Here is a 19,819-nt window from a genome sequence, read left to right on the forward strand (position 1 = left end):
ACGGTATTGAACTTTTCCTGAGGATGGTATGCATTAACTATGTTTTGACTTTATGGAGAATGGGGGGATGAGCATCATCAAAAAATTGTAGGGATTTGATGATTAAGTAACTCTTCGTTTCAGCCGATTTTTATAAGAGCTGCCTTTATAAAGATAAATCTTCTTAAAAGTTTGGGCTAAATCAAGTGGAGGCAAGGGCTTCTCTTAAGAGAAACTTTTTAGAGCTCCCTTCTTCACTCTTTCTTGAGAAATGAGATTTTGCCAAGAAGTGCTTAGATTCAACCTCCTATTCAAAAAGGGCAGTGCCAAAGGGCAATGAGCTGTGGAGCAAGGTCCAGGAAGCCCTTCAGCAAAATTTAAGTAAGCCCACTTTTGAAACTTGGATTCGACCTGCTCGATGCAGGAACTTTTGTGAAGGAGAACTGACTCTTGAGGCCCCTAATAGCTTTTCGAGTGATTGGTTGCGGAAAAACTATGCTCAGACAATTCAAGAGGTTGCGACTGAAATTTATGGCAAGCCTATTCGGGTAATTGTTAAAGCCCAAGAAGAGGAAGAGCTTCCTAAAGCAACTATGCCTTCTGGAATATTGGGATCACCTTCTCTTTCCCCTCCTAAGGAGCCCAGCCCTGTATTGAATGGTCCCAAAAGGGTGCTTCCGGGATTGAACATGAGATATGTCTTTAACAAATTTGTTGTTGGACCTAATAGTCGGATGGCACATGCGGCTGCTTTGGCTGTGTCGGAGTCTCCGGGCCGTGAATTTAATCCTTTGTTTATCTGTGGTGGGGTTGGCCTTGGTAAAACTCACCTAATGCAGGCGATTGGTCATTATCGATTGGAAATAGACCCAAATGCCAAGGTCTCATATGTCTCAACAGAGACCTTCACAAATGATTTGATTCTTGCAATTAGAAAAGACGGTATGCAGGCATTTAGAGATAGATATAGGGCTGCTGATTTGATCCTTGTTGATGACATTCAGTTTATTGAAGGAAAGGAATACACACAAGAAGAGTTTTTTCACACCTTTAATGCTTTGCATGAAGCTGGTCGACAGATTGTTATTGCTAGTGATCGACCTCCTAGTCAGATTCCTCGCCTTCAAGAACGTTTGATCTCTAGATTTTCAATGGGATTAATTGCTGATATACAAGCTCCTGATTTAGAAACCAGAATGGCGATTTTGCAAAAGAAGGCAGAACAGGAACGGATGAAACTACCTAGAGAATTGATTCAATTCATTGCAGGAAGATTTACCTCGAATATTCGTGAACTTGAAGGTGCGTTGACGAGGGCAGTTGCCTTTGCTTCCATTACTGGTCTGCCAATGACCATAGAGTCAGTTGCTCCCATGCTTGATCCAAATGGTCAAGGAGTCGAAGTAACTCCTAAGCAGGTAATTGACAAAGTATCTGAGGTGTTTGAAGTTTCCCCTGAAGAAATGAGAAGTACGAGTCGGCGGCGCCCTGTTAGTCAAGCACGTCAAGTTGGGATGTACTTAATGCGCAGTGGAACAGATCTGAGCTTGCCGCGTATAGGGGAGGTGTTTGGAGGGAAGGATCACACTACGGTTATGTATGCAATTGAGCAGGTTGAAAAAAAGTTGTCGAGTGATCCTCAGATAGCCAGTCAGGTACAGAGAGTAAGAGATTTATTACAGATTGACTCACGGAAGAGACGTTAATCCCATTTTGCTTTTGGAGGTAGAGAAAACAATTCATATATCTACTTTAATGATAGGCCTCTTTGAGGCGGCCATAAAAGTTTATTGGTCAAACGATTTTGGACTGTCTTTGATGAAAGGCATTGGATTTTGATCGAAACGGTTTTTGGTATCTATAGCCGGACCTTGTTGTGAACTATCTAACTGAGCAGTTTTTTCGAGGGCTTTCCGAAATTTTCTTGCTGATAGTAATGGCATGTCTCTAGGCACTGAAATACGATCTTTTAAGTAGCGCAAACCTTGAGCACTGCCTTCTTGAGGTAAACAAGGCTCTCCTTTAATCATTAGCGTTAGTGCGGCCCGTAAAGGTTGATCAAATAAGTTGGACCCTAATGGATTTAAAGCTATAAGGTTTTGCCGATGCTTGAGAACTCTTGATAGGGCAACCGATTCTGGGTTTTGACTGTTCGATTCTTGTTCTGTAGAGAATGACATTTCAAACTCTCCTAGTCCTTCGCCTGAATCAATAGCTAATGAAAATTGCTTTTGCTTGGTGTTGGAATTGACCCAACATCCTCCCATTTGAGGTGGAAGATCGTGTGCATGGGTATGCATGTCTCCCTGCGTTCCTCTGTATACCTCAAGAGCCTCTAAGGACTTGAACCACGTACCTATTTTGGGATGTTCTTCACGAAGATTTAGTCCTTTGTAGTAGGCAAGAGAGGCATTCATTCTTTCAAGATAAGGAATGAACACCACATCAGAGCTTCCTGGAAAGGACTTGCCAGAACTATGAAATACAGGGTCCAACCATGGCTCTTGATTAACTATTAATTGTCGCTCCATTTCTCTTGCGACTTCCTGAAAGTGCTCTTTGCGTTGGTTTTCTTGCCTTTGAATGAAAGCAGAGTTGCAAAGCCAAACACACCAAGCCTGAAACAGTTTTCGTTCAAGACTTCTTAATTCAAGACTTCTAGGAGCTGTCAATGGTGTTCCCAAAGGACCGAAAGTATCTTCAAGCTCTAACAGTATTTGGTCGCTTTCTGTATAAAGTCGGTTGTCAATCTCTAGCGCTGGAAGCATTCCTGAAGGTACCTTTTTTGTATACCAACTTTCTTTGTTTCCATAGCAACGCATGGTGACTTTCCTTACTTTGTAAGGAATTCGCTTCCATTCCAGCCAAAGCCAGACTTTCTGGCAATATGGGCACCAAGCGTGATGATCTCTGTAGAAGGTAACCCTTAAATTTTCAATAGGTTGCCCAAAGAGACGTAATAAGGCATATGAGTTTGTAGGCCCCTGAATACGGTCAGAATCGTCAGAGACAAATTGTGAGAGCTCTTCCCAACTAAGAGGAGTAGACAAGTTCTGTTTAATACCCATTTCGAAGAATTGATGAATGTGTGTGAATTTGTAGCTTGTTCTCTTTGACTTGGCTAAAGATGTTTCGCTTTGCCTTTATTTAGGCAATAAAAGGTATGGGAATATTTCCCTAATTATATAAAACTTCTATATTTAAATAGGGCTTAATTGATTCCCATCACTTTTATTCCTGTTACGAGTATACCCATCCCTACAACACAAGCATTCACAATGCCCATACCAACACCTCCAATTGTAATTACTCCCATTGATACTCCTCCTATTGCAATTACTCCCATTGGGACTATCCCAATAGCAATGACACCTCTAGGGGCAATTCCAAAAGAAAATAGCTTAATTTTTAACTTGTCATGATCATTTTTATATTTTTGAAGGTCTGTTTTGTCAGTCACCTTTGTTCTTAAATACTTTTCACCCTATCTCCTTTTCCCTCCTCTAATTATTTGTTGACCAATAGTTAACATAGTTAAATTTTAGGTGGAATACTCATTGCTTAAATCTTTTTGACAGGTTCTTGTCACATTTAAGTTCTCAAGCTATTTCATTTATTCCTGATTCTCTCATGTCCCTTATTGAAAGCTATTCGCCAGCAATGTGAAAGTAGCCCTATTGAGAACAGTAGCTCAAAGATTTCTTGGTCATTTCGAATTTGTTTTATTGTTGAGGCATATGAGATATCAAAATAGAAATAGAATAATGCCACAAAGAGAAAGTAGAGGCTATAACGTTTTGTTGGGAAGGCATCGATATTTGGCCATACTTTCCAACCTACCCATCCAAGTAATATGCAAGATATTTCAAATGAAGGATCTAAAAGTATATGATGAAAGAATGCAGTATTATGTAAATTTGACTCCCCCTGAATATTGATATCCCTTAAAGCATTGAACCCAAAACCTGTTATACGCTCACCCCAGCTTATTTCTTCACCTGCTACAAAAAAGCAAATTAATGTAATTGCAAGCCATGCAAACCACTTAATGTTAATTCCAGAGCGCCTCCTTTTCCAGAGGACTAATGAGGAACAAACAAATGCAGTTGCAAAAGCTATAAACTGAATCCATTCAAGTGGACCGTCTTCTGCTCTACACCAATCAAACCAACTAATACCTATTACATCTCTTCCATAAGGAAGTATATATACAAAACCATAAATAAATATCAAATAAATTACTGGGAAGATGTCAACCTTAGTTTCTAAATTTCCCCAAGGTGTCCTAACCACTTCGGGGGGTGCGGATGTGAAAGGGTTGAGAATTCTAGGTAGAGAAGCCACTAAGATGTTTTTTAGTATGTTTAAATCTGACATAAAGATTGCTCTTTTGGTTGAATTAAAAGTTCTGTTTAAAGCAATACTTTGCATTTCTCATGAGAGGGAAGGGATACTGTGATGCCAAATTTGCGGCCTGAAAAATTTATTAATAAACCGGTTGAAGTTATTTCCACTCCTAGAAAAGAGCATTCTTCTTCAAAGGCAAAGAGGACTTTCATTTGGCTTTGGTTTGGGCAGCTTGTTTCGAATCTTGGAACCCAAACAAGTCTTTATGCTATTGGGCTTTGGTACTTTTCTAAAACTCAAGAGTTATCTGATTTTGCACTGGTTGCCTTAGTTGTTCAATTAGCAAGAATCTTAGTTCTTCCTCTTCTGTCTAAGCGTTTGGCTACATGGTCAAGGAAGCGAGTGATGTTGATTGCCAATGGAATAGGGGCTGTTTGTACACTTGCTCTTGCCATGCTTCTTCTTCGAAGTAGCAGCATGGCGCCATTGCTAGCAGTTTTATCTATACAAGCTTTTGCCGCAATGGCAGAAGCCACTTTGATATTGAGTTTTTCTTCGTTAATTCCAGTTTTGATTGCTGATAAAGAAATACTCGTTCGAGCTAATGGGCTTTTTGCTACTACGGACAGTTTGGTTTTAACTATGGCCCCTTTTTTGGGAAGTTGGTTATCAGGCTTACTTGGATTACAAGGTGTTTTGAGCTTGGATGGGTGTAGTTTTTTTCTTGCACTTATTTGTGTTTTAAAGGCTCCATGGTCAAGCAATTTTGTTGGCCATTCGGATGGGATCCATCAATGGAGCAATTTGAGCTTTTTACAAAATTGGAAGCGATTTAATTCTTTATGGCTGACTATGCCCTTAGCGCGAGTCATTTTTGTGATTAGTACTGCTGTTGCCTTTTCTTATGCGGCTACTGAGGTTCTTTTCCCTGCTTGGGTTGCTGTAGCTTTTGGCACTAAACAGATGGCCATTGTTTTGATTGTTGCAGCTTTGGGCTATTTGATTGGCTTTTTAGCATGGCGGCAAAAGATTGGTCTTTATTGGAACCGTGTTTGGGTAATTGTGCTCTTGATTCAATCTTTGATTTTGATGGGAGCTGGGCTGCAGATTTTTTCTGATAATCAATTGATTTGGTTCATGGGATTATTTTTCTTCTCTTCTGGGTTGCCAATAGTGATGTCATCTATTCAGCAATTTTGGAGTGAATTGGTGCCAGCAGAAGAGTTGCCAGAGATTTTTGCTTTGCGCTATATATTTGAATGGACCGCAAGATTAATTGCTTTTCTAACTGTTTCAATTGCTGTGGATAATTTCTTGACGCCAGCTTTGCATTGGCCCCATTTGCCTTTTTGGATACAAACTTCTCTTGGGATAGGTGAGGGGCGTTCTATTGCTGTGGCTTTAGGGGGGGTTGGATGGGTGCTCGCTTTATCGATATGGAGCCAATCTGAGAATATAAAATCTAGGAAAGCTAGGGCTGGTTGCTCTTGATGAAAGACTGGGCCTATGAAGGTTTTAATTCTTACTTCTAGCGGTGGCACAGCTCATGATGCCGCAGCCTATTCAATTAAAAATTGGCTGAGGTATTGGGACCCCACTGGGTCAGTTTTAGTCGAACATTTACTAGAGAAATCTAGTTTTATAATGCGTTCAAGTGTAAAATTTTATAATTGGATTCAGAAATATTGGCCATGGCTTCATCAGATCTATTGGCGCCTAGTTGAATTTGAAGATTTTCTTAAGCCAGGAACGGTTATTTTTGGTCGAAGTTATTTCATTCGCTTGCTTCGAGATTTTTCTCCAGAACTAATTATTTCTACGCACCCTCATATCAATCGAGGTCATTTTGATCTAGCAAAGAGAGTTATTGGCCCTTCACTACGAACAATCACCTGCTGCACTGAGATATATGGTGGCTTTGGTTTTAGCCGTAATTGGTTAACGAGAAAGGCAGATGTTTTTTGGGCGCTAACTCCAGAAGTCGCAGAAGAGGTTTTTAAAAGAGGATACAAAAATATGCGGTTAGAAATACTTGGCCCTTTATTTGATCCATCTTTTGAGGATCTCCTTGATTTTCCTTTGCAAGAATTAGAAGGTTTGCAATTACCACTCCTTATTCTTGGAAGTGGTGCTAATGGAGCTAATAATCATTTGAATTTGTTAAATACATTACTTCCGTTATCTGGTCAGATCCGTGTAGTTGCTTTATGTGGTAAGCGTGAGAGCCTTAAAAAAGATGTGCACAAATGGGCTTCACTTCATCCTGCATTAGAAGTTGAGGCTCTTGGATTTCAATCTCCTGAAGAAATGGCTAAGCTTTATCTTCAGGCTTGGGCACTGGTTGCTAGACCTGGAGCGCGAACTGCTACTGAGGCCTTAGCAACAGGTTGTGTGCTGATATTTAATGGATTCAGTACCACGATGCCTCAGGAGCTACTTGCTCGACGTTATTTTTCTAATTACGGCATAGATGTTGCTATTAATAGACCTGAAAAGCTTTTGCATATTCTCAAAGGTTGGTTAGATCACCCTCAAAATTATTCTCGACTTAAAGATCTTTATCGTTTAAACCTCTTAAAAGGAAATCGAGAGGGAATTAGACAATTGATCATGGAGTCTGCTTAATGCCTGTTCGCGAACCGATTGCAATTGTTGGCATTGGTTGCCGCCTTCCTGGCGGGATTGATACTCCTGAGAAATTTTGGGAAATTCTTTCTGAAGGTAAAGAGGTTGTAACCGATATCCCCTCTGAAAGATGGGATATTGACTTTCACTTTGACTCAGACCCCAAAAGACCTCTCACTCAGCATGTTCGTCGTGGTGGTTTTTTGGAAAATATTGATTACTTTGATCCAGGTTTTTTTGGAATTACTCCACGTGAAGCTATTTGCTTGGATCCTCAGCAGAGAATGTTGCTTGAGGTTGCTTGGCGCTCAATGGAAGATGGGGGACAACCTGTTGAATTATTACGTGGCCGACCAGTTGGAGTATTTATCGGCATATCAAGTGCCGATTACAGCTCACTTTTATGGGCATCTAAAGAAGACTATGCAACTCCTGATAATGAGCCTTTTATTTTACCTGGGAATACAGGATGTATCGCGGCCAATAGAATTTCGTATTTTCTAGATCTGAAGGGCCCCAGTTTTACTGTTGATACCGCTTGTTCCTCTTCATTGGTTGCTGTTCACCTTGCTTGTGAAAGCCTTTGGAGAGGAGAGTCTGAGTTGGCGATTGCAGGTGGGGTACAAGCTCTTATTCACCCTGGAATTCAGATGAGCTTTTGTAAGGCGGGGTTGCTGTCTCCTGATGGTCGATGTAAGAGCTTTGATGCTGATGCAAATGGCTATGTTCGGTCCGAAGGCGCAGGAGTAGTGCTATTAAAACCATTATCTGATGCAATTCGATGTCGAGATCAAATTCATGCTGTCATTCGAGGCTCGGCTGTTAACTCAGATGGTCGCAGCCAAGGGATTGCGGCACCAAGTCAACGCTCACAAGCTGCTTGCATAAGGGATGCCTTTCAAAAAGCAGGAATAGACCCAGTAGACACTCAATATGTTGAGGCTCATGGTACAGGTACCCGTCAAGGAGACCCAATTGAGTTGAGGGCCTTAGGCTCTGTTGTTGGATCAAAACGCTCGAGGGAGCAACCTTGTCGTGTTGGCTCGGTGAAAACTAATCTTGGGCACGGGGAGACAGTGGCTGGTATTACAGGGCTAATTAAGGCGGCTTTATGTATAAGAGAAGGTAAGTTGCCACCAAGCTTGCACTTCTGCTCTCCCAACCCATCAGTAAATCTCTTTGATTTGGGCTTGCAAGTGCAATCTAGTCTTGAGGCTTTCCCTCAGCCTTTAGCACCATTAGTGGTGGGTGTTAGCTCGTTTGGGTTTGGTGGAACTAATTCTCATGTGGTATTAAGTGATTCACCTCAGCCTGAACTCCATAACAAGGAAGATATATCTGTAGAACCACCTCTCAACATTCTCTGCCTTTCGGCTCGTAGTAAACCTGCATTGAATGAATTAATTCAACGTTATGGAGAATTCATTACTAAAAACCCGCAATTAAATCTAAATGACATTTGTGCTAGTACTAATATTGGTAGGAGTTCTTTTCCATATCGCTTCATTGCAGTAGCAGCTGATTTTGATGATCTAATTGCACAACTTGAAGGGAAAGTTGCACCGGCATGGAGAGGAGAGCTCTCCTTAAGTTTAAAGGAGAATCATTCAATTGCTTCTTTCCCAAAAGAACTTCAACTTGGATTGATAGCAACTGAAGGACGAGATAAGCTCGAAGCTCTTGCTATTGCTATTGGCAAAGGTTACAAGGTTGATTGGAATCTTTTTTACTCACAATTCCCTCATAAATGGATTGCTTTACCTGGGCATCCGTTTTTTAGGCAAAGGTATTGGTGGAGTCGAATTGAAGACAAGTCTTCAATTACCAGCCTTTGGTTAGATCATTTAGATAAGAACCCTTCTAAAGAGAGAGGTTTGACTAATGATCACTCTTTAGCAAAGCTTCAAAAACTTAATTTGCCTGGCGCTGTTGAACACTATCAAGGCTTTTTGGATTCTTCTAAATATTTTGATTTGACCGACCATCGTATTCGAGACGTTGTTGTCTTTCCAGCCGCAGGATACTTGGCATTAGCGTTGAAATTGCAACAAGAAAGTTGTCAATTGTTGAAATTGCGATCTTTTCAACTGAATAAACCTTTGAAGGCATCTGGTAAATCAACGCAATTCCATGCACTTCTTGATCAAGGAAGATTGCAATTCTTCAGCAATGACTCTGCTCAAGATGAGTGGAAGTGTCATGGTCAATTGTTAGTTGTCTGTGGAGAGAACATAGCTTTTGAGTCAATTCCTTCGATTCCGCCAAGATCAAGGGACTCTCAATCTATAGACATAAAAGCTTTTTATAAAGGCTTAGGAAAAATCGGGTTAAATTATGGCACTTTTTATCAATCCATCACTTCACTTGAGGCAATTCCAGGGCAATCATGGGCTGAGATCGTCAGGCAAGGGAAGGCTCCAGATCGGTGCTTAATTGATGGCTGTTTTCAGACAGTGGCTGCTTGTGTTGATGGGTCATTAGCTAATAGTCAACTTTTTTTGCCTGTTGGTCTTGATGAAATCAATCTTTCGAAATGGCCATTGCCTGATCAATTTCAGTGCCATGCCGCTTTAAGAACTTTGGAAGGCAATGAAAGCACTCTTGTTGCTGATTTGATTCTTGATTCTAATGGCGAATCCTTTGGCCAAATTATTGGGTTAAAGCTTAGACGTTTAACACGCTCATTGATTGATCTCCTTTTTCCACCGAAGGAAGTTTTATTTGATGGACCAGATCTATTTCAAACCTCTTGGACCTCTTTCCAAAATGATTCGGAAAATTTGCCTTTCTCAACTGACCAGAAGATTTGTTTACTAGGTATGAATAAATCAAGGGCAACTGGATTGAGTGATTGGGCTAATAGTAAAAATTTAGAATTCCAAACCTTAGAAAATGAAGCAGATTTGGACTTTGAATCTGCCATGGTTGTTTATTGGCCAGATACCTCTCATGGGGAACCTGAATTTGCGGTAAATAAATTGCTTCAGTTAATTCAGCATTTAAATATTCATCAGGTCAAATCATTCTTGTTGATTTTGGAGGGGGATGGACCAGTAAATAGTTCTATGACCTCATTTATGCGGACTACATCCTTGGAAATCCCTTCATGTCCATTTACCGTACTGCATCTACCTAAAGAGTTAGAAAATAAACTAGAGGTGGATTCCTGGAATCAAATTTGGAGTTCTGTTGAGAAAACATCAGAGCTCCGGTGGAGTGATGGTGAATTGCAAATACCACAACTAACTCACATGGATGATGAACGTTTCCGGATAGCAACTCATGGCATTGGGCGTTTAGAGGACCTACATAAAAAAAGGGTTGTTGAGACGTCACTTTTACCTAATGAAGTAGAAATAGCGGTTGAATCGACTGGCCTTAATTTTCGTGATGTTCTTAATGCTTTAGGCCTGCTTAAAGAGCATGTAGCTTCTTTAGGAATTGAAGATGAGAAAAACTTGCCATTTGGGGGGGAAGCCGTTGGTCGTGTAATTGCATTGGGATCAAATGTTGACTCATCTCTTATGGGTAGGAGAGTTATTGCTTCCCTTACAGTTGGAAGTCTTGCAAGTCATGTCATAGCGAACTCGGACTTTTGTGTTCCTTTGCCAAATGGCATGACTATTGAGGAAGGAGCAAGCTTTACGACAGCATTTCTTACAGCCATTTATGCTTTGAATAACCTTGCAAAGCTAAAGCCGGATGAGTTTGTTCTTATTCATGCCGCTGCAGGTGGGGTTGGTCAAGCTGCGTTGCAAGTTGCCAAACGAGTAGGTGCCCGCATCCTTGCGACAGCAAGCGCTCCTAAACAATCAGCTCTTTTACTCCAAGGAGTTGAGGCTGTCTATGATTCTCGAAGTATTGAATTTGCTGATCAGGTTCTCGACCATACAAATGGTCGAGGGGTTGATGTTGTCATTAACAGTCTTAAAGGCGAGTGGGTAGAGGCTAGTTTTCGCTCTCTTGTTAAGGGTGGGCGTTTTATAGAGCTAGGAAAGATAGATGTTTGGAGTAAGCCTGAGGCTTTTAGGCGCCGTCCCGATGTTAATTACTTACCCTTTGATTTGTTGGATGTAGCAGCAGCGCATCCAAAGATCTTGCGAAGTTTATTAATTCAGCTGGTGAAAGATTTTGAAAGAGGATTGTTTCAGCCTCTTCCTCTAGAAGTTTGGCCTTTAGAAAAATGTGAGGATGCTTTTAGATATATGGCACAGGCTCGTCATATAGGTAAGGTGGTCATCAATCAGCCTAATAAAGCTGAGCCTATTGCGATTTCCTCTAATGCAACCTACCTAGTTACAGGTGCATTTGGTGGAATTGGCAAGAAATTAATTTCATGGCTAGCACAGAAAGGTGCTAGCTCACTGATATTGGTTAGTCGCTCAGCGAACAGTCCTGGAGCGAGTGCATTTAAGATTTTAGCAGAACTCGAGGAGGCAGGAGTAAACTGTACTTGTATCTCCTATGACTTGTCGACAAGCCGATTTGAATCGACTCGTACAGAGGACTCACTTGTTCAAACTATTAAATCATTACCGAAAGATAAGCCGTTACGAGGAATTTTTCATGCTGCAGGAGTCCTTAATGATACTTCCTTTAGCAATCTCAACTCTGATATCTTGAATTTTGTTATGGCACCGAAGCTTGAGGGATGGCGCCATATTGAAAAGTTGGTTGGAAAGACTTCGAAATTAGAATTTATTATAGGATTCTCATCAGTTGCGGCATTGCTTGGCTCACCTGGACAAGTGGCTTATGCGGCTGCTAATGGAGCAATGGAAGGTTATTGCAATCCTAATGAGTCAAGACCAGTACGTTTGTCAATACAGTGGGGTCCTTGGCATGGAGATGGAATGGCTTCCGGATTGGAACGCCGCTTTGAAAGAGTTGGTATTCGTATGATTGAGTCATCTAAAGCTTTAAATGTACTTGAGAAGCTTTTATATAGAGGGAAGGGCGGTGTTGTGTCTGTTCTTGATAACGATTGGGAGAAGCTTTCTTCTCAAGCTTCTCCTAGGCAACATAGTTGGTTTTCTACTCTATTGAAAAATTCAGGCCCTTCTCCATCAGAGAAACTATGGAAAAAATTAGAACATCGCACTGAGGTCGAACGTCAACTGTTTTTGATGGAGGAACTACGCAAGCTTTTGATAAGTGTAATGGCGGCAGAAGTAGACGAAGAGTCGTTTGATTCTTCGTCTATAGATTCGAGTGATTCTTTATTTGATCTGGGATTGGATTCATTAATGGCTGTTGAGTTCGCGTCGATTGTGCAAGCTGAGTTAGGGATTCGTTTAGACCTTGATGCGTTTTCTGAAGACCCAAGTCTAGATGGACTTGCGACGGTGTCATTAAGGCAGATAACACCTCATACAAACCAATACTTTAATGATGGCTTAGATTTATCGAAAGAAGCCAGATTAGATTCGCGTTGGACATGTCCTAGTACTTCAAAAGAAGAGGCTCCAGGTAAGAAAATTCTCATTACAGGTAGCTCAGGATTTCTTGGAGCTTATCTTTTGGCAGGCCAGTTGCGACGTTGGCCCGATATTAGAGTTAATTGTTTAGTACGCGCGACATCGAAAGAACATGGAATGGAGCGGATTAAATCTAATTTGTGCCGTTTTGATCTTTGGGATTCGGTTTGGGAGAAAAGACTAGAACCCGTTATTGGAGATTTATCTTTACCTTCTTTTGGGCTTGATTCAGAAACCTTTTCAGGACTGGCAAGGGACCTAGGCGGAATTCTTCACAATGGCGCTCAGTTGAGTCAGATGGCGCCTTATGCACAGCTTTCTGCTACTAACGTAGGAGGAACAAAGGAAGTTTTAAGGCTCGCTGCTTTAGACAATCCGATTTGTGTCGAATTCATTTCTAGTGTATCTGTATTTGAATCAGCAGCATATAGAAATCGTGAGCTGCTAGAAGACCAAGATCTAAACAATTGGAAGGGTATTCATATTGGCTATTCACAAACAAAATGGGTTAGTGAGCGGTTGGTCTTGGAGGCAGGGAAGGCAGGGTTGCCGGTTTCAGTGTATAGACCTCCTTTGATAGGAGGCCACTCTAAAACTGGGTACTGGAATCAAGGTGATTTGCTTCAGAGGTTGCTTCAGGGGTGCTTGGTTCTTGGCAAAGTTCCACAGCTGGAATGGGAGCTTGATTTGGTACCAGTTGACTACGTTTCTGATGCTGTTTCTGCTTTGGCTTGGAGTTCCGAAGCCAAAGGACGCTGTTTTCATTTGCAGCATCCACGTCCGCTAATGCTTAATGATCTCCTTAATCAACTCCTCTCTGAGGGTGAGGCTCTCGAGCAAGTCCCGATGGAGCAGTGGTTGCATGCTATTGATTCGCACCCTAAAAACCCACTATATCCATTACGCACATTCTTTAAGAAGAGATGGGGAAGAGAGCAGCTTACATATCCTGAACTTAATGCTCTAGGGGTGAGAGCACGCCCAAGTTGTCGAATTACTCAATCTATACTTGAGTCCATGAATGTGCACTGCCCTGATTTTCAGGACTTGATTAAGCCTTGGGCTAGAACTCTCCTAGGGAGTTCTAGCCCAAGTGTTACATGAGTAGTTGGGTTTCTTCTGCACTGTTGCTTGTGTTGGCTTTACAAGCTTTTCTTGTGATTTTGTTTTCTTGGCAAATTAGATGTCGACGTCTTGAGCGATTAAAATGGCATAAATCACCAATGGGTGGTTGGCCGACTGCTGAGATTGTTTTGTGCTTGCGCGGCGCGGATGAAAGGCTACCAGAAATGTTGGAATCAATCGCAAAGCAAGAATATCTTGGGGATTGGCGACTACAAATTGTGGTTGACTCCGTTAAAGACCCATCCTGGAAAATTGTCAATGAATTTATTGCACTACAGTTCCAAAACGCTCGCTCTAATGTTGCTTGGAAAGAAGTACGACTTCAAGTACTACGAGAAAGGCCATTAATGGGCTCACTGAAATGTGCATCACTTCTACAAGCCTTTGATTCTTTAGATTCTGATTCTGCTGTGATTGCGATAGTTGATGCAGATGCTGTTGTTAGCCATAAGTGGTTGTCTCAGCTTGTGTTGTCATGTTGCCAACCTGGGGTCGGAGCAGTGTCGGGTAATCGCTGGTTTATTCCAGATCAATTTACTTTGATGAGCTGGAGCCGATCTGTGTGGAATGCAGGTGCGTTAGTTCTTATGACCTTGCTTGCTATCCCTTGGGGTGGATCTTTAGCAGTGCGACGAGAAGTAGTCGAGGCAGGTGAATGGAAGAAATTACTTGGTTCTGGCCTTTGTGAGGATACTGGTTTGCTAGAACCTTTAAGGAAATTAGACCTTCGCTTTGTCTTTAGACCTGAATTATTGGTAGTGAATAGAGAGACGAGTACAAATCTTTTTTCTTTGACCAAATGGATTGGACGTCAATTGCTAACGGCACGCCTTCATCATTCCGCTTGGCCATTAGTAGCATTACACGGTTTTAGTACATTTCTGTTGCTTTTGGCAGCAATCTTTCATAATGAATGGCAAGCTGTTTTGATTTATGAGTTGGGCTGTTTGGGTTTGTTGGTATGGATTGAGATCATTGCTATGCAACGCCCGCCATTGTCGGTATGGAAGTGGGCAATTGCCTTGTTCCCTGGTCAGATTATTAATGGAGTTGCGACCATACATGCGTTCTTTGCAAGGAAGGTGGAGTGGAGCGGAGTTATCTATAAAGTTGCTTTAAAGCCTCGAGGTGTAATGCTTATGGACTCTTCAGAATAAGTTCGCGAAGTATCAACATAGAATTCTTCATGTTTTTATCGAAATGCTTGTTAAACAATGGCTTTAGGAATCCTGGTAAGGCTGGTTCTACTTTGATCCTATGTGCAATCAGAGTTCCTTTCCTTACTGGAATTAGGAACCAATTACCTTCAAGTGTATGAATAAAATCTCCTCGTAGAAGCTTATAAGTCAGCATGCTTTTTGGGTGCTCTTTTATTTCTATTAAAGCCTTGATTTTTAAACCAAAGGTGTAAGGACCTTTATACGTTTGCTTTATCTGAAGCTTCTGATTACTTTGATTAATTATCTCGACCTCTTGGATATCAGGCATCTGGAGAGCAGTGCTTTCATAACGTGTGAGCACATCCCAGGCCTTGTTAGGAGGAACTGCAACTATCATTGAAGTAGTAGTTTCTCCTTCAATTCTGCGCAGGACCGGCTCATCACTTTGGGCTTTAGAGGAAGTTATCCCTATGGGGAGGCTTAAGGTCAGTACTAAGAAAAGAACACTTTTTAAGGAATTCCTTCGCCATTGTTCGTTTTGTCCAAATCCAGTAACTACAGTCATGGTGAGATTTTTCAGGCAGAAAGATGTCGCTCTTCTTTTGACCCTCAAATATCATCTCGCACTTACTTTATAAGTGGTTTTGATCCAAGAGGAGCGGCCCATTACAAGCGTTTGTTTCAGCTTGAACTTAGGACACTTGGTTGGCGACTGGGAAAAAGCTTTAGTACTGAGTTCATGACACGTTGGACATTGGACCAAACTGATGGGGGGCTTACTTCTTCCCCCTCTGATTTTTGTTTTCTTCATTGGGATGACATTGCTAGGAGCAATTGGCCACGAAGCCCTTTGCTGATCTTGTGGCAATACGCTGGAGTTGCATGGTTTTATTTGTTTAGAGGCCGCTTATTTCACCTGGCAAATCTTTGTCCTGGGGTTGCTTTATGTGGAGCCTATCCTTTGCTTTTCATCGCATTCTCCTTTTGTTTGGCTTGTTTGTCTATACCTTTAACTATTGCTGCCTTAAAGGTTTTTACGGGCCTTCAGTTAATTCAACTTTTTAGCGGTGTATTGGTAGGTTTAGGTGTTTTATACTTCGCTTGGAAACTTGGCAATAAACTTGGTATTGCTTGGCTTACTCGTTCTATATTATTTACTCATCGACTTGGTCAATTACGTGATGTTGATTTGCGCCAGAGAATAAAGGAATTTGCTGATCAATTGATGATGCTAGAAATAAAAGAGCCTTCATTAGATATTACATTAGTTGGCCATAGCAGCGGATCTTTTGTATTGGCAATGCTTGCAGCTGAATTACATCGTCGTCCTGATGCAGCGTTTTTGCTAACTCGAATCAAGTTGCTCACTTTGGGACAGAATATTGCAAATCTAGCTGTATATCCTAAGGCCCAGTTTTTTCGCGATGACTTGCAGGAATTGACTACTGCACCACGTATCCCTTGGCGTGATGTCACTTCTAGCCAAGACTTTCTTTGTTATGCCGGAGTTAATCCTTATAGTAGTTGTGGACTCCCTATCCCTATTGGTGAACCTTATCCACAGATGGAGACTGTTGATTTTGCAAAAGCGCGAGGCCTTACCAAAATGTGGGATTTGATGAGTAATCAATTTGACCTTCATTTTGATTATCTTCGCAATATCTCTACTGGAGTAGGGCTATTCGAACAACTAACTTTAAGGACTAAGCTCTCAGAATTGTGATGTCTTTTTATGGTTGATAATTATCCAGAAGAGCCATTGCAACCTCCTTGGCCTAAACCAAAACCTTATACATCTAATATTTTTAGAAGATTAGCTAGAGGTTGGAAATCTTGGTTTGGACTTCTGAATGAGTGGGATTTTCGAGTTTCTCTTGGCGAGTTGAATTTGCTTGGTAAACGGGTTTTTCTAGTGAATGATCCTTTGTTGGTTCGAAAAGTTTTAGTCGATGAAGTGGATCTATTTCCGAAGCATCCATATACTCTTTGGATTCTTGAACCTTTAATTGGACGAGCCATTTTTTCTGTTAATGGGGAAGAATGGGCTATTCAACGCCGATTAATTGATCAGGCATTTCAGGTCGCAAATCTCAAGAAAGCATTTCCTGCAATGACTGCCGCAACAAGTTCGTTGTTGCATCGCCTTGAAATGAATGGTGTAGATAGCTTTGTCGACATAGATAAAGAGATGACAATGGTTGCTGCCGATGTAATCATTCGCACCATACTTAGTCGGCCGATCGAAGGAGATGAGGCAACTGATATTTTTAAAGCATTTTCTCGCTATCAGCGACATGCTGGCAGAGCATTGGTATTGAGATTTTTGAGGCTCCCTAAAAGTTTAATCCAACTAAGTTTGAAAGATGATGCAAAGGTGATTAGAAATTGGATTCAAGCTTTTATTCATGAGCGATTAGAGCAAAACAAGGTAGATGAACGAAATCCTTTAGAAAAAATTGATTTTCTCGATACTTTGATAATGGCTGAAGATCCAAAAACTAAAAAAAAATTTTCAGAGCAGGATCTTGTCGACCAGGTTTGTTTTTTGTTTCTTGCTGGTCATGAAACATCAGCAAGCTCATTAGGCATCGCGGCTTGGTTATTAGCTCGTTCTCCTGAAGTTCAAAAGCAAATGCGGGTTGAGGTTATGTCTGTGGTCTGTGATAGGCCAATTCATTCAATGCTTAGGTTTGATGAACTACGTCAACTTCCTTACAGTGAAGCAGTATTTAATGAAGCACTTAGGCTTTATCCTCCTGTAAGTTTTTTTATTCGAGACAGAGACAAAAAAGACGGAGAATTAGCCACCTCTGAAGGGAGACGACGCTGCCCTGTGGGTTCGCTCTTAACACTTTCTCCGTGGGTGATTCAGCGTCATGATAAATATTGGCCAGAGCCTCACCAATTCAAACCAGAACGCTTCTTAAAGAATTCATCTTCATTGCAGCGCAATGCATTTTTACCTTTTGGGATGGGGCCGCGTAAATGTCCAGGGGCTTCATTTGCGAAACAAGAGGCACTCTTGGTGTTGGCTGAATTGGTAAGGCGTTATGAATTGCTTCCTGTGACTGATCAGGATCCAGACTTTGTAGGATTATTGACAGTAAGGTCACAAAATGGCATCCGCTTGAGACTGCGCGAGTTAGAACATAAGACTTAATTTTGCTCCAAACCGGGTGCGTAAGGACTTTAGTAGCTGTCCCATATCCATTAGTCCTGCGGCATTACTGGCATATATATCTATATTCAATGAGTCGTTCGCCAGCCATCGCAATGACAAAGTACCATTGGTTTGGCTCTTGTCAGAGAGGACAAAGTTTCCTTCGGGAATCAGCTGAAAGTTTTTGCTTAGTTGAACATTCGCACTCATTCCTATACCCCAGGGATTACTAATTCCGCTCCATGCTCCCTTGGTGTTGAGATTTAATGCTAACCAGTTGTTGGCTTCCCAGGTTTGAATTGATTCAGCAAAAACATATCCCTGATTACTAGCAGGGTCCTTATTTCGCCCTAAAGTAACCCTTCCTGCTACCCATAAAGGCGCTCCTCGCAGAGGAGATAAGGAAACAGCTTTTCCACCAATACGCCAATTCCATCCTTTGTCAGTTGCATACGTTGTGGCCAGATCATTTGTCTGAGGAACGTTATTAAACCATCCGACATTTGTTAGTTGTAGTTGAAAGATATTTGAAATAGAACTTCTAATAGAGCCAAAAAAGTTCTCTTCATTATCGACATTGGCCCATAGTTGAGTAGTGCCATCAGGCGGGACAAGAGCTGTATTTACAGTTACACCACCTGAAGCAAGAGAAAGTTGGCGACGACTTAATTCGTTTTGTGGTGTATCGGGTGCGTCGTAGGTGTAATGAAAGCGAGCGGAGTACCCAAGGCGGTTGGATGATGGCAATGTTAGTAACGCCGTTGCAGGAGTAGCACCCCAGCCATTAGTTAGTGTTCCCTCCAAACTAATCCTTGGATTGAGATTCCATGCAAGACCTCCGCTATAGATGGGGACTCTTTTGAAGTTGAGGTTGGAATCAAAACTGTTCGTACCAGGGCCAAAAGGCATTAAGGCCGAGCTAAAAAGCCCTATCTCTGGTATTGGTTGCCAAAGCCCACCACCTGCAAGCCATACATTATTCCCATAAAACTCACCTGCCCCTCCTTGCCCGTCTCCTTGAGTCGCAGGAAGGAAACTTACACCAGGGGTAATTGTGGTTTGCCATTTTGCTGAGCTGTTCCATGTAAGTGGAAGAGCTACTGACCCAACAAGATTTCGAGTGAAAACAAGTTTTCCTGAATCGTTGAAAATGTTAGGACTTGCGCCATCTTGCCCTTTGCTGCCTCCACTACCTACCTCCCAGGCTTCAATAGAACCAATAAATGCCAACTTCCTCCCTCGTACATTGTTTTGGTTAGATTGAAAGGCATTGCTATTAATGAAGTTCCATTGAAAAGCCGCTCCATAACTCCTCCAAAAGTTACCTGGGAGCTTTGCACGATTAACTATTGATGAATAGAGTGGGTCATCAGCTTCAGAAACAAAGCCTGATATTTGTAGCCTTTCAGACACCCCATAATCGACTCGAGCCGCGTAATTTTGATTGCCTGTACCGCCTGCCTCGCCTCCTGTAAATGGTGAAATTTGATAAGCACTAAAACGTGCTCCTTCCATCTCAGTTACTTGATTAGCAGTTGGTACTGCCATCCCAAGGCGAAGAGGAGGTAAATAGTCTTCAGGGCGAGGCTTTATTGCATTGAGCATGGCTTGTGCTTCTTCAAAACTTTTAGGAGATTTTGATTTTATTTTTGTTGGGAAGGGGAGTTTGGAATTAGGAAGAACTTTCCAAATGAGGTTTTTTTTAGGAGAGCTTCCTTTGAGTGAAATTGGGGTCCAAAGAAGGGATGAATTTTTCTTAGTCAACAACTTTGAATTTACAGTTGAATTTTGAGCTTTATTTTTTGAATCTTTAAGTTTTGATTGTTGAGCATCGTTTCCTAGATGTTGCTCTAATGAGAATGGTGACCAAATTTCTTCGGCATTTGCTATTTGAGTGTGGAGGATTTGAAGAAGCAAGAGGGACTTCAGACACCTTCTTTTTAGTA

At 41.6% G+C, this 19,819-nt stretch carries 12 protein-coding genes; 7 read left to right on the top strand and 5 right to left on the bottom strand.

Annotation, left to right across the window (positions count from 1 at the left end; translation table 11 throughout):
• The first annotated feature begins 302 nt into the window (after nucleotides 1-302).
• Nucleotides 303-1,685 carry a chromosomal replication initiator protein DnaA gene (gene dnaA, locus SOI82_RS00005; protein ID WP_320667354.1) on the top strand — a complete coding sequence of 461 codons (1,383 nt, stop codon included), beginning with the start codon at nucleotides 303-305 and terminating at the stop codon, nucleotides 1,683-1,685.
• 81 nt (nucleotides 1,686-1,766) lie between these two features.
• Here dnaA and SOI82_RS00010 read toward each other — a convergent pair whose 3' ends face one another.
• From SOI82_RS00010 to SOI82_RS00020, 3 genes are all read right to left on the bottom strand, one after another.
• On the bottom strand, nucleotides 1,767-3,047 hold the full coding sequence (locus tag SOI82_RS00010; RefSeq protein WP_320667355.1) for a glutathione S-transferase: 1,281 nt from the start codon (nucleotides 3,045-3,047) through the stop codon (nucleotides 1,767-1,769).
• A 143-nt stretch (nucleotides 3,048-3,190) separates the two neighbouring features.
• Nucleotides 3,191-3,439 carry a hypothetical protein gene (locus tag SOI82_RS00015; protein WP_320667356.1) on the bottom strand — a complete coding sequence of 83 codons (249 nt, stop codon included), beginning with the start codon at nucleotides 3,437-3,439 and terminating at the stop codon, nucleotides 3,191-3,193.
• Between the two features lie 149 nt (nucleotides 3,440-3,588).
• Nucleotides 3,589-4,356, bottom strand: coding sequence for a pectate lyase (locus SOI82_RS00020; protein WP_320667357.1), 768 nt, complete (start codon nucleotides 4,354-4,356; stop codon nucleotides 3,589-3,591).
• An 81-nt stretch (nucleotides 4,357-4,437) separates the two neighbouring features.
• On the opposite strand from SOI82_RS00020, the gene SOI82_RS00025 reads away from it, so the two are divergent.
• The 4 genes from SOI82_RS00025 to SOI82_RS00040 are packed head-to-tail and all read left to right on the top strand — an operon-like array spanning nucleotide 4,438 to nucleotide 14,710.
• Nucleotides 4,438-5,817 (top strand): MFS transporter, encoded by a 1,380-nt coding sequence (locus SOI82_RS00025; protein WP_320667358.1) that lies wholly within the window; start codon nucleotides 4,438-4,440, stop codon nucleotides 5,815-5,817.
• A gap of 15 nt (nucleotides 5,818-5,832) precedes the next feature.
• Nucleotides 5,833-6,951: an MGDG synthase family glycosyltransferase gene (locus tag SOI82_RS00030; protein ID WP_320667359.1), complete on the top strand. Its 1,119-nt coding sequence runs from the start codon at nucleotides 5,833-5,835 to the stop codon at nucleotides 6,949-6,951.
• Nucleotides 6,951-13,532 carry a thioester reductase domain-containing protein gene (locus SOI82_RS00035; protein WP_320667360.1) on the top strand — a complete coding sequence of 2,194 codons (6,582 nt, stop codon included), beginning with the start codon at nucleotides 6,951-6,953 and terminating at the stop codon, nucleotides 13,530-13,532. The genes SOI82_RS00030 and SOI82_RS00035 overlap by 1 nt, the downstream gene beginning before the upstream one ends.
• Entirely contained in the window at nucleotides 13,529-14,710 is a 1,182-nt protein-coding gene (locus tag SOI82_RS00040; RefSeq protein ID WP_320667361.1) for a glycosyltransferase family 2 protein, read from the top strand. The genes SOI82_RS00035 and SOI82_RS00040 overlap by 4 nt, the downstream gene beginning before the upstream one ends.
• Here SOI82_RS00040 and SOI82_RS00045 read toward each other — a convergent pair.
• On the bottom strand, nucleotides 14,691-15,278 hold the full coding sequence (locus SOI82_RS00045; RefSeq protein ID WP_320667362.1) for an SRPBCC family protein: 588 nt from the start codon (nucleotides 15,276-15,278) through the stop codon (nucleotides 14,691-14,693). The genes SOI82_RS00040 and SOI82_RS00045 overlap by 20 nt on opposite strands.
• On the opposite strand from SOI82_RS00045, the gene SOI82_RS00050 reads away from it, so the two are divergent.
• Both SOI82_RS00050 and SOI82_RS00055 read left to right on the top strand, forming a co-directional pair.
• Nucleotides 15,252-16,436, top strand: coding sequence for a hypothetical protein (locus tag SOI82_RS00050; RefSeq protein WP_320667363.1), 1,185 nt, complete (start codon nucleotides 15,252-15,254; stop codon nucleotides 16,434-16,436). The two genes, SOI82_RS00045 and SOI82_RS00050, sit on opposite strands and share 27 nt — an antisense overlap.
• Nucleotides 16,437-16,445: 9 nt before the next feature.
• On the top strand, nucleotides 16,446-17,873 hold the full coding sequence (locus tag SOI82_RS00055) for a cytochrome P450 (RefSeq protein ID WP_320667364.1): 1,428 nt from the start codon (nucleotides 16,446-16,448) through the stop codon (nucleotides 17,871-17,873).
• On the opposite strand, the gene SOI82_RS00060 is transcribed toward SOI82_RS00055, so the two are convergent.
• Nucleotides 17,856-19,790, bottom strand: coding sequence for a hypothetical protein (locus SOI82_RS00060; RefSeq protein WP_320667365.1), 1,935 nt, complete (start codon nucleotides 19,788-19,790; stop codon nucleotides 17,856-17,858). The genes SOI82_RS00055 and SOI82_RS00060 overlap by 18 nt on opposite strands.
• Nucleotides 19,791-19,819 lie beyond the last annotated feature (29 nt).

The organism is Prochlorococcus sp. MIT 1307, assembly GCF_034092395.1.
Classification (GTDB): domain Bacteria; phylum Cyanobacteriota; class Cyanobacteriia; order PCC-6307; family Cyanobiaceae; genus AG-363-K07.